The 9,544-nt window shown below is 35.4% G+C and carries 10 protein-coding genes; 9 read left to right on the forward strand and 1 reads right to left on the reverse strand.

The features are described from left to right. The first annotated feature begins 133 nt into the window (after positions 1–133). From MRBLBA3_RS13830 to MRBLBA3_RS13855, 6 genes are all read left to right on the forward strand, one after another. A complete protein-coding gene (locus tag MRBLBA3_RS13830) occupies positions 134–1,837 on the forward strand; it encodes an ABC transporter substrate-binding protein (RefSeq protein ID WP_363381736.1) in 1,704 nt (567 codons plus the stop codon). A gap of 243 nt (positions 1,838–2,080) precedes the next feature. Next, a complete protein-coding gene (locus MRBLBA3_RS13835; RefSeq protein WP_363381738.1) occupies positions 2,081–3,808 on the forward strand; it encodes an ABC transporter substrate-binding protein in 1,728 nt (575 codons plus the stop codon). A gap of 103 nt (positions 3,809–3,911) precedes the next feature. Beyond that, positions 3,912–4,868, forward strand: a complete 957-nt coding sequence (locus MRBLBA3_RS13840; protein ID WP_363381740.1) for an ABC transporter permease — start codon at positions 3,912–3,914, stop codon at positions 4,866–4,868. 12 nt (positions 4,869–4,880) lie between these two features. Then, entirely contained in the window at positions 4,881–5,804 is a 924-nt protein-coding gene (gene opp4C, locus MRBLBA3_RS13845) for an oligopeptide ABC transporter permease (RefSeq protein WP_000451059.1), read from the forward strand. 10 nt (positions 5,805–5,814) lie between these two features. Continuing rightward, on the forward strand, positions 5,815–6,792 hold the full coding sequence (locus tag MRBLBA3_RS13850) for an ABC transporter ATP-binding protein (RefSeq protein WP_363381742.1): 978 nt from the start codon (positions 5,815–5,817) through the stop codon (positions 6,790–6,792). Then, on the forward strand, positions 6,792–7,757 hold the full coding sequence (locus MRBLBA3_RS13855) for an ABC transporter ATP-binding protein (protein WP_098665287.1): 966 nt from the start codon (positions 6,792–6,794) through the stop codon (positions 7,755–7,757). Before MRBLBA3_RS13850 ends, MRBLBA3_RS13855 begins: the two co-directional genes overlap by 1 nt. A 40-nt stretch (positions 7,758–7,797) precedes the next feature. On the opposite strand, the gene MRBLBA3_RS13860 is transcribed toward MRBLBA3_RS13855, so the two are convergent. Next, positions 7,798–8,670: a Cof-type HAD-IIB family hydrolase gene (locus MRBLBA3_RS13860; protein WP_000766416.1), complete on the reverse strand. Its 873-nt coding sequence runs from the start codon at positions 8,668–8,670 to the stop codon at positions 7,798–7,800. A 440-nt stretch (positions 8,671–9,110) separates the two neighbouring features. Between MRBLBA3_RS13860 and MRBLBA3_RS13865 the strand changes: the two genes are divergently transcribed. The 3 genes from MRBLBA3_RS13865 to MRBLBA3_RS13875 are packed head-to-tail and all read left to right on the forward strand — an operon-like array spanning position 9,111 to position 9,537. After that, a complete protein-coding gene (locus MRBLBA3_RS13865; RefSeq protein ID WP_002009865.1) occupies positions 9,111–9,230 on the forward strand; it encodes a DUF3948 family protein in 120 nt (39 codons plus the stop codon). Between the two features lie 33 nt (positions 9,231–9,263). Continuing rightward, the gene (locus MRBLBA3_RS13870; RefSeq protein WP_016128222.1) at positions 9,264–9,383 is read left to right on the forward strand and encodes a DUF3948 family protein; all 120 of its coding nucleotides are present in this window, start codon (positions 9,264–9,266) and stop codon (positions 9,381–9,383) included. Positions 9,384–9,426: 43 nt separating this feature from the next. Continuing rightward, on the forward strand, positions 9,427–9,537 hold the full coding sequence (locus tag MRBLBA3_RS13875) for a DUF3948 family protein (RefSeq protein WP_001058533.1): 111 nt from the start codon (positions 9,427–9,429) through the stop codon (positions 9,535–9,537). The last annotated feature ends 7 nt before the right edge of the window (positions 9,538–9,544 follow it).

Raw genomic sequence — 9,544 nt, forward strand, 5'->3', positions numbered from 1 at the left:
ATTGACATACCTATTGAAAAGGAATAATCTTGAAATCAATTCATACTATTTTTATAGGAAAAATAAAGATAGTTACAGAAAGGAGCGTTACGTTCCCTCTTAATTAAAAAACAGGAAAGTAAGGGTGAGAATTATGCGAAAGGCTTTGAAAGGGTTACTTGCTACATTCCTTAGTACATCGGTTTTATTAGCAGGATGCGCTCAAGAAGAGAAAAGTACAAATGAAACAGCAAAGATGCCAAAAGTAAAAGATGAGTTTATTAAGGCGAGTGACAAAGCAAAAAGTCCAGCAAAGGCAAAGGAAAGAAAAGATACTTTTGTAATTGGAATGCCGAGCCCTGGCGGGATATTCCTTCCGCATTTTATGGAGAATGGGTGGGATGGCAATATAACGCAAGCTATCTTTGCTCCTCTTGTTGGGCTGGATAAGGAAGGAAAACCAATCCCGATTCTAGCGAAGAAGTGGGATATTTCGGAGAATCAGCTTACATATACGTTCCATTTGAAAGATGATGTAAAGTTTAGTGATGGTTCGCCGTTAACAGCGGATGATGTAGCATTTACATTAACGTTACTGCATGATCCAACTTATAGTGGTGCAACGGACATAAGCCAAACAGCAATAAAGGGTGGGCAAGCATATAAAGAAGGAAAGGCTACATCTATTGAGGGGATTCAAGTCATCGATCCGAAAACAATTACGATTACAACTGAGAAGGTAAATGCCCAAACATTATCGTTAATTGGTGGAGAAGTTATATCAAAAGCTTATTACGGTAAAGAATATAAGCAAGGAAATTTAGAGTATTTAAAAGAGTTATACGGAAAACCGATGGGGGCAGGAGCCTATAAACTAGATAAATATATTCCAGGTCAAGAAGTTCGTTTTGTAGCAAATGAAAATTATTTTGAAGGTAAACCGAAGATTGAGCACTTTATTTATAAAATTACAAAAGGTGATACGAATTTGCAACAATTTCAAGCGGGAGAAGTAGATTATGATGGCTTCACGACAAATACGGAAACGATTGAGCAATTAAAAGATCTAGGTTTCGCTAATATTAATGTGTATACAGGAAGTTCTTACGGCTATATTAAAATGAATTATAAGAAGTCATACTTTAAAGATAAACGTGTACGCCAAGCGTTTATTTACGGATTAGAGCGCCAAAAAGTAATTGATACGTATTTCCAAGGTTATGCTTCACTTGTTAATGTGCCAATTACACCAGTTTCGTGGGCGTATACGGAAGAAGGAATCAATAAATACGAATATAATTTAGAAAAAGCGAAGAAATTACTTGATGAAGCAGGGTGGAAGGCTGGGTCAGATGGTATTCGTGAAAAAGATGGCCAAAAATTGAAGGTAAGTTATTTTGCTTCTTCTGCAAGTAAAATCAATGATGTGATGATCCACGTTATGAAAGAGGATTACAAAAAGATTGGGGTAGATTTCAATCCTGAATACATGGACTTTAATACGATGATTTCCAAGGTAATTAAAGGAGATTATGATTTAGCGATGGTCTCCACACCGATGATTGATGATCCAAGCGGAACAATTGAGGAGTTTGTTTCGACAAGTAAGCGTAATTATGATGGATATCATAATCCGAAAGTAGATGAATTAGCTAAGCAGGCATTAGAAACATTGGATATTGAAAAACGAAAAGAAATCTATAAAAAACTATATCAAGAGTTAAGTGAAGATCCACCTGTTATTTTCTTAAACAATAGTAAAGTCGTGTCTGCACATAATGCACGAATTCAAGGATTACAAGAAGATAACTATAATGGTATTTTGTTAAGTTTACCTAAATTGAATATTGCTCAATAATTTTTGGAGAATTCTCGAAATATTTATATAGAAATAATTGACAAAATATACTGGAAGATATAAGCTAATAACCATAAAGTCTACCGGAAAGGTCGGAATAAGATTGTTACCCCTCAAAAACAACTATTTTTTTATAATTAAAACCGACTTTTCCGATTGGCTATAAAATGTTGCTGTGGGAGGCATACATAAGGCAAGCAGTTCATAAGGTGTAATTATTAAAAAAAAGTTAGGGTGGGGACAATGAAGAAAAAGACAAAAAAATGGGCTGGTGTATTTTCAGTATTGCTGAGTAGTTCGCTTGTGTTATCTGCTTGTGGGGGACAGGAGGATACAGCTTCTACAGAACCAGTTAAACAGCAAGATTTAAAAAATATAAAAATCGAAAAGATTGCGGCTACAGATAAGACGAAAGTACCCGATAAAGCAAAGGATCGAAAAGACACGTTAGTTGTGGGGATTAGTAAACCTGGTGGTGTCTTTTTACCATACTTTCAGCAAAATGGCTGGGATGGAAACGTAACTTCTGTTATTTTTGCATCTCTTGTATCGACAGATAAACAAGGAAAGCCAACCCCTGAATTAGCTGAGAAGTGGGATGTTTCTTCTGATCAGTTAACATATACATTCCATTTACGTAAAGATTTAAAATTTAGTGATGGTTCGCCATTAACAGCAGATGATGTAGCGTTCACATTGACGCTTTTACATGATAAGGCGTATGAAGGTGAAATAGACATTTCCCAATACGCGGTTAAAGGCGGTAAAGACTATAAAGAAGGAAAGGCAACTTCAATTGAAGGAATTCAGGTCGTTGATCCACAGACAATTAAAATTACGACTGAAAAAGTTAATTCGCAGACACTAACTGCTTTAGGTGGACCAGTGCTATCAAAAGCTTATTATGGAAAAGGCTATAAACAGAATACAAGTTTAGATTATTTAAAAGAGTTATATGGAAAACCGATAGCTGCGGGCCCATATAAATTTGAAAAGTATATTCCAGGTCAAGAAGTTCGATTTGTAGCAAATGAAAATTATTATGCAGGTAAACCGAAAATCCCAAACTTCATTTATAAAATCACTGCTGGTGATACAAAGCTTCAATTGTTCCAAACAGGTGAAGTTGATTACACTGGCTTAGGTACTGGTGATGAAATTCTTGAACAGGCGAAAGGTTTACAATTTGCGAACATTCAAATCGAAACAGCAGCGTCATTTAGCTATATTTATATGAATAATAATAAGCCGTACTTAAAGAATAAAAAGGTTCGTCAAGCACTTATTTACGGATTAGATCGTAAAAAATATGTTGATACAGCATTGAAAGGATACGGTACGGTAGCTAATGTACCAATTCATCCAACTTCTTGGGCTTATACGGAAGAAGGAGTTAATAAATATGAATACGACAAAGAAAAAGCGAAAAAATTATTAGATGAAGCAGGATGGAAAATTGGTTCGGATGGAATTCGTGAAAAAGATGGTCAAAAATTAAAGCTTTCTTATTTCGGCCCAAGTTCGGCTAAAGATAGCGATTTATTAATTCCGATTGCAAAAGAGAATTATAAAGAAATAGGTGTAGAATTTAACCCTGAATTTATGGACTTTAATACTATGCTTTCGAAGGTAAACAAAGGTGATTATGATTTAGCTTCTGTTTCGACACCAATTACAAGTGATCCGAGTGAAACAGCTGGTGAATATTTGTCGGGTGTCAATGAGGAGAGTCTTGGTTATAAAAATGCAAAAGTAGATGAGTTAATTCAAAAAGGTATTGAAACGGTAGATATTGAAAAACGTAAACCAATCTATAAAGAACTGTATAAAGAATTAAGTGATGATCCACCAGTAATTCTATTAAACTACCGTAGAACAATTACAGGATACAACGGGAATATAAAAGGAATTGACCCTGAAAAATACAATAGTATTAGTGCAAACTTACCAGTATTATCTATTGAAAAATAAGGATAAGAATGTATAAGTAGAAGACATTTTTTCACTCGGCAAGTAGTGTGCCGCTTTGAAAAAATGTTCTTCTATTTTAAGCATAAGATTGGAGAGAAAAAGGGTGAAAACATATATCATTCGTAGGTTGTTACAAATGATTCCTACACTGTTGGGTACGTCAGTTATTATCTTTTTTTTATTCGCGCTTCTTCCCGGTGACTATATTGATTCAAATCCAAAGATTACACCGCAAAGAGCTGAAGAACTTAGAGAGTTATATGGTTTAAATAAACCAATTGTTGAGCGATATTTTCACTGGCTCGGTAATGCATTACAGGGGGATTTTGGTTTTTCTCTTCAATATCAAGAACCTGTAACGTCATTATTAAATAAATTTATGTGGAATTCGTTTATTGTCGCAGTTATTGCGTTGTTCTTTATTTGGCTAATTGCACTTATTATTGGTGTATTTTCAGCGACAAAGCAACATTCTTTATTCGATAAGCTTGTAACAATCGGTGTTTTTGCAGCGATGTCATTCCCTTCATTCTTTATCGGTTTGTTTTTAATTAAAGTGTTTGCGGTTGACTTTAAGCTATTACCGATAGGCGGGATGATTGATGTTGGGAGTAATTCGACTGGGCTTGCTTACGTAATAGAAGTTGCAAAGCATATGGTTTTACCCGTGTTTATTTTGACTCTTCTTGGAGTTGGCTCATTAACTCGTTATTTTAGAACGAGTATGTTAGAAGTTGTACGGCAAGATTACATTCGAACGGCTAGAGCAAAAGGTTTAAAGGAGAAGACTGTTATTTATAAACATGCACTAAAAAATGCAATTTTGCCGGCTATTACATTGCTTGCATTTGAATTACCAGGATTGTTTTCAGGAGCAATTATTATAGAACAAATTTTCAATTGGCCAGGTATCGGTAATATTCAATTAGAAGCACTTAATTTTCGTGATTATACGGTATTAATGGCATTTACAATGTTTCTTTCTTGTTTGACAATTGTTTCAAACTTTTTTGCGGATGTTGTATATGCAGTTGTTGATCCACGTATTCGGTTGAAGTAAGGGGGGAAAGAGATGGAAACTGTTACAGCAATTACAGAGAAAAAAGCAAAGAAGAAAAGACGGAATGAATCATCGCCATGGAGGCAAGCTTTTAAAAGGATAAAGAAAAATAAAATGGCACTTATAGGATTTTACGCATTAGTTTTTATGTTTTTATTTTGTTTTATCGGTCCATTCTTTTCGCCGTATGCATCAGGGAAAATACAAGTTACGTTAATTAACAAACCACCTAGTTTTTCTCATTGGCTTGGTACAGATCAATTAGGAAGGGATATTTTAACGAGGCTTATGCAAGCCGGACGGATTTCATTAACAATAGGTTTAGCTTCAATGGTGTTATCCGTTATACTAGGTGCTTTATTAGGAGCGATTGCAGGTTTTTATCGTGGCATCGTCGACAATATTATAATGCGTCTTGCTGATATTTTAATGTCGATGCCAGGATTACCATTGCTTATTATAATGGGAGCTATTTTATCAGAATGGAAAGTACCATCTGATTATCGTCTTTATGTCATTATGATCATTTTAAGTTTAGTAGGTTGGCCAGGACTTGCACGCCTCGTACGAGGTCAAATTTTATCGCTACGAGAACAATCGTTTATGCAAGCTGCTGATGTGCTTGGGATAAACGATTACCGGAAAATAGTATATCATTTAATACCGAATGTTCTGCCGATATTAATTGTTGTATCAACATTAGGTGTTGCGGGTTCTATTTTAGGAGAGTCTGCACTAAGTTACTTAGGTCTTGGCGTTGTCCCGCCTACACCATCGTGGGGAAATATGATTAGTGCAGCAAACTCATTAATCGATTTCCAAAAGCGTCCGTGGTTATGGATACCGCCTGGTTTTGCAATCTTTATAACAGTTGTATCAATTAATATACTTGGCGATGCACTTCGTGATGCATTAGATCCAAAGATGAAGCGGTAGGTGAGGAAGCATGAGTAAAGCAGTAGTAGAGCTAAAGGATTTACAAACACACTTTCAGACAGAAGAAGGTACAGTAAAGGCTGTCAATCATGTTAGCTTTTCAGTTCGAGAAGGTGAAACAGTTTGTGTAGTAGGTGAATCAGGTTGTGGGAAAAGTGTAACGGCCTTATCTATTATGGGACTTATTGCTGAATCTGGCGGCATCGTTGGTGGCGATATTCTTTATGAAGGAAAAAGTCTTTTAGGAATGAAGGAGAAAGAACTTCGTAGTTTAAGAGGAAATGATATCGCGATGATTTTCCAAGAACCGATGACATCGCTGAATCCAGTCTTCACCGTTGGGGAGCAAATTGTTGAGACGTTAAGAGAGCATGAACTACTTAGCAAAAACGAAGCATACAAAAAAGCAATTGAATTAATTCGTAAAGTTGGTATTGCTCGTGCTGATGAAATTGTCCATTCTTATCCGCACGAACTAAGCGGTGGCATGTTACAACGTATTATGATTGCTGTTGCACTTAGTTGTAATCCAAAGTTATTAATTGCAGATGAACCGACAACAGCTCTTGACGTTACGATTCAAGCGCAAATATTAGATTTACTAAGACAAGTAAAAGAGGAATTTAAAACATCGATTTTATTAATTACACATGATCTAGGTGTTGTAGCGGAAATGGCCGATTATGTTGTCGTTATGTATGGTGGAAAAGTTATTGAAGAGGCACCGGTACTAGAGATATTTCAAAATCCGAAACATCCATATACGCAAGGGCTGCTAAAATCAAAACCAGTAATGGGGAAACGAACAGATAAACTTTATTCTATTCCAGGGCAAGTTCCAAATTTAGTTGGCTTAGATGAGCTTTGCTACTTTAGTGGCCGCTGTGAACATTGCATGGAAATATGTAAAGAAGAAGCACCAAATCTGAATGTACATGATGAGAACCATAAAGTAGCTTGCTGGTTATATGAGGAGCGTGCGGAATAATGAGTGAACCATTATTAGAAGTGAAAAACTTAAAGACGTATTTTCCAATTAAAGGCGGCATATTTAGTAGAACGATTGGACATGTAAAGGCAGTTGATGGAGTAAGTTTTACTATTAATAAAGGTGAAGTGTTCGGCCTCGTTGGAGAATCAGGAAGTGGAAAAACAACTATAGGAAAAACAATTTTACGTCTCGTCCAAAAAACGGAGGGGGAAGTAAAGTTTAAAGGGCACGATGTTCATTCCTTATCCAAGGAGGAATTGAGAAAGCACCGTCCTAATATGCAGCTCGTGTTCCAAGATCCATTTAGTTCATTAAATCCTAGAATGAGAATTGGAGAAGCGCTTGGTGAGCCAATGTTGGCTCACGGACTAGCGACGAAAGAAAATGTCCGTGAAAAGGTGATAGAAGTATTGGAGTTATGTGGTTTAGCGCCGTATCATATTGACCGGTACCCTCATGAGTTTTCCGGTGGGCAACGTCAACGTATCGTTATTGCAAGGGCGATGGTATTAGATCCAGAATTTATTGTAGCTGATGAGCCTGTTGCGGCATTAGATGTATCTATTCAAGCGCAAATCATTAATTTGTTTAGTGAATTACAGGAGAAAAAGGGATTATCCTATTTATTCATTTCACATGATTTAAGTGTTGTGGAGCACTTATGTACGAAAATTGGAATTATGTATTTAGGAACTATTGTGGAAACAGCACCACGTGATGAGTTATTTGCGAATCCGCTTCATCCATATACAAAAGCATTGTTATCAGCAGTGCCAATACCGGATCCAACAGTTAAGCGAGAACGGATTATTCTAGAAGGGGATATTCCAAGTCCGGCAAATCCACCATCAGGTTGCCGTTTTCATACACGTTGCCCATTTGCTACAGATGTTTGTAAAACGACTGTGCCAGAATTTCGTAATGTTGGTGAAGATCATTTTGTTGCTTGTCATCATGTGTAAAAGAAAAGGACTCTTTCAAAATATGAAAGAGTCCTTTTTTTTATTTACTTGATGAAGTTTGTTTCAATACAAATTGCTCGATTGCATGAGCAACACCATGTTCATTGTTTGTTAATGTTACAACGTCACATAGTTTTTTTACATCTTCTTCAGCATTTCCCATTGCAACTGATAAGCCGGCTACTTGTAGCATTGGCACATCATTAAAGTTGTCACCGATTGCAACAGTATCTTCAATTGGTATATTGAAATAAGCTGCCATTTCTTGTAGGCCGTTCCCTTTATGACCATGCTTATCCATAATTTCTACATTAGTAGGAGCTGATGCGGTAACTGAAATATCCGTATCTTCTTGTAAAGTTTGCAATAGCTGCGAACGATGAGCAGCATTAAATGTCAAAATAAAGAATTTAGATATTTCTAATTCTGGATTATTTACAACATCTTCGATTTTTTGGAAATCAGTAATTAAGTTTGATTTCTTTTGTTTTTCTGTAATTCTTTCAAGTTCCTCAAGTGTAACATCTAGTGTATGCTTGTTTTCTTCGAATGCCTGCATAACCTGATCTTGCCATGTATAAGGAGAGTAAACTCCTTTATTTGTGTACAACTTATATGGAAAACCTTCAGATTCTAGTAACTTTGCAAGCTTGTATACTTTATCATTTTGTAAACAACGCGAGTTAATTACTTTTCCATCCACATAAACAATTGCCCCATTGCTTGCTCCAACTGGAAGAGATAGTTTATATTCTTCCAATAATTTTAAAGCGTCCTCTTTCGCGCGGCCAGAACAAATCATTACAATATGACCAGCTTCTTTTGCGGTTTGGATAGCTTGTAAGTTTTCTTTGGAGATTTCAAGATTAGATGATAGTAGTGTACCATCCATATCTAGTGCGATTAATTTCAAAATGACCACCTCTTTGTTTTTATTATACATAGTTATATAGAGGAAACATATAAACTTATCTTGGAAAAATAGTATTTTATCCTACATTAGCAGCCAGTGAAAACCTGATATATTCAACCTTACTTATTGAAGATTCACCTTGATTTGTAACAAAAGTAGAGAGGGATATAATTATATTTCGTTTTATGACTGTAATATTACATGAATGTTACAAACATGAACTTAGTAGAAAATGCATTAAAATAGGGTTTTTAAGGGTGTTCATAAAAAAACGTAAAAAAAATGTAATAAAATTTACGTAATCATATTGCAACGTAATAATAGTTATGTTACATTAATGTTACAAACGTTACGTAATTAATTTTAATGTAACGACAACATAAAAACTATGAACTAATCATTTCTTATAAATTACATATAGATAACTTATAAAAAGGAGAATGAATGATATGAACAACGAGCAAGTATTAAACGTAACAAAAGGTGACTTCTTAGGATCAGCAAGCGGAGCAGTAGTATTAACAGCATTAATCGTATTTCTATCAAGCGTATTAGTATAATAGAAGTTTTATAACAAAATAAGAGAAGGGAGAATGAAAATTATGAACAACGAGCAAGTATTAAATGTAACAAAAGGTGATTTCGTAGGATCAGCAAGCGGAGCAGTAGTATTAACAGCATTAATCGTATTTTTATCAAGTGTATTAGTATAATAGAAGTTTTGTAACAAAAATAGGAGAAGGGAGAATGAAAATTATGAACAACGAGCAAGTATTAAACGTAACAAAAGGTGACTTCGTAGGATCAGCAAGTGGGGCGGTAGTATTAACAGCATTAATCGTATTTTTATCAAGTGTATTAGTATAATAGAAGT

Source organism: Bacillus sp. LBA3-1-1.1 (assembly GCF_040676495.1).
GTDB lineage: Bacteria > Bacillota > Bacilli > Bacillales > Bacillaceae_G > Bacillus_A > Bacillus_A nitratireducens.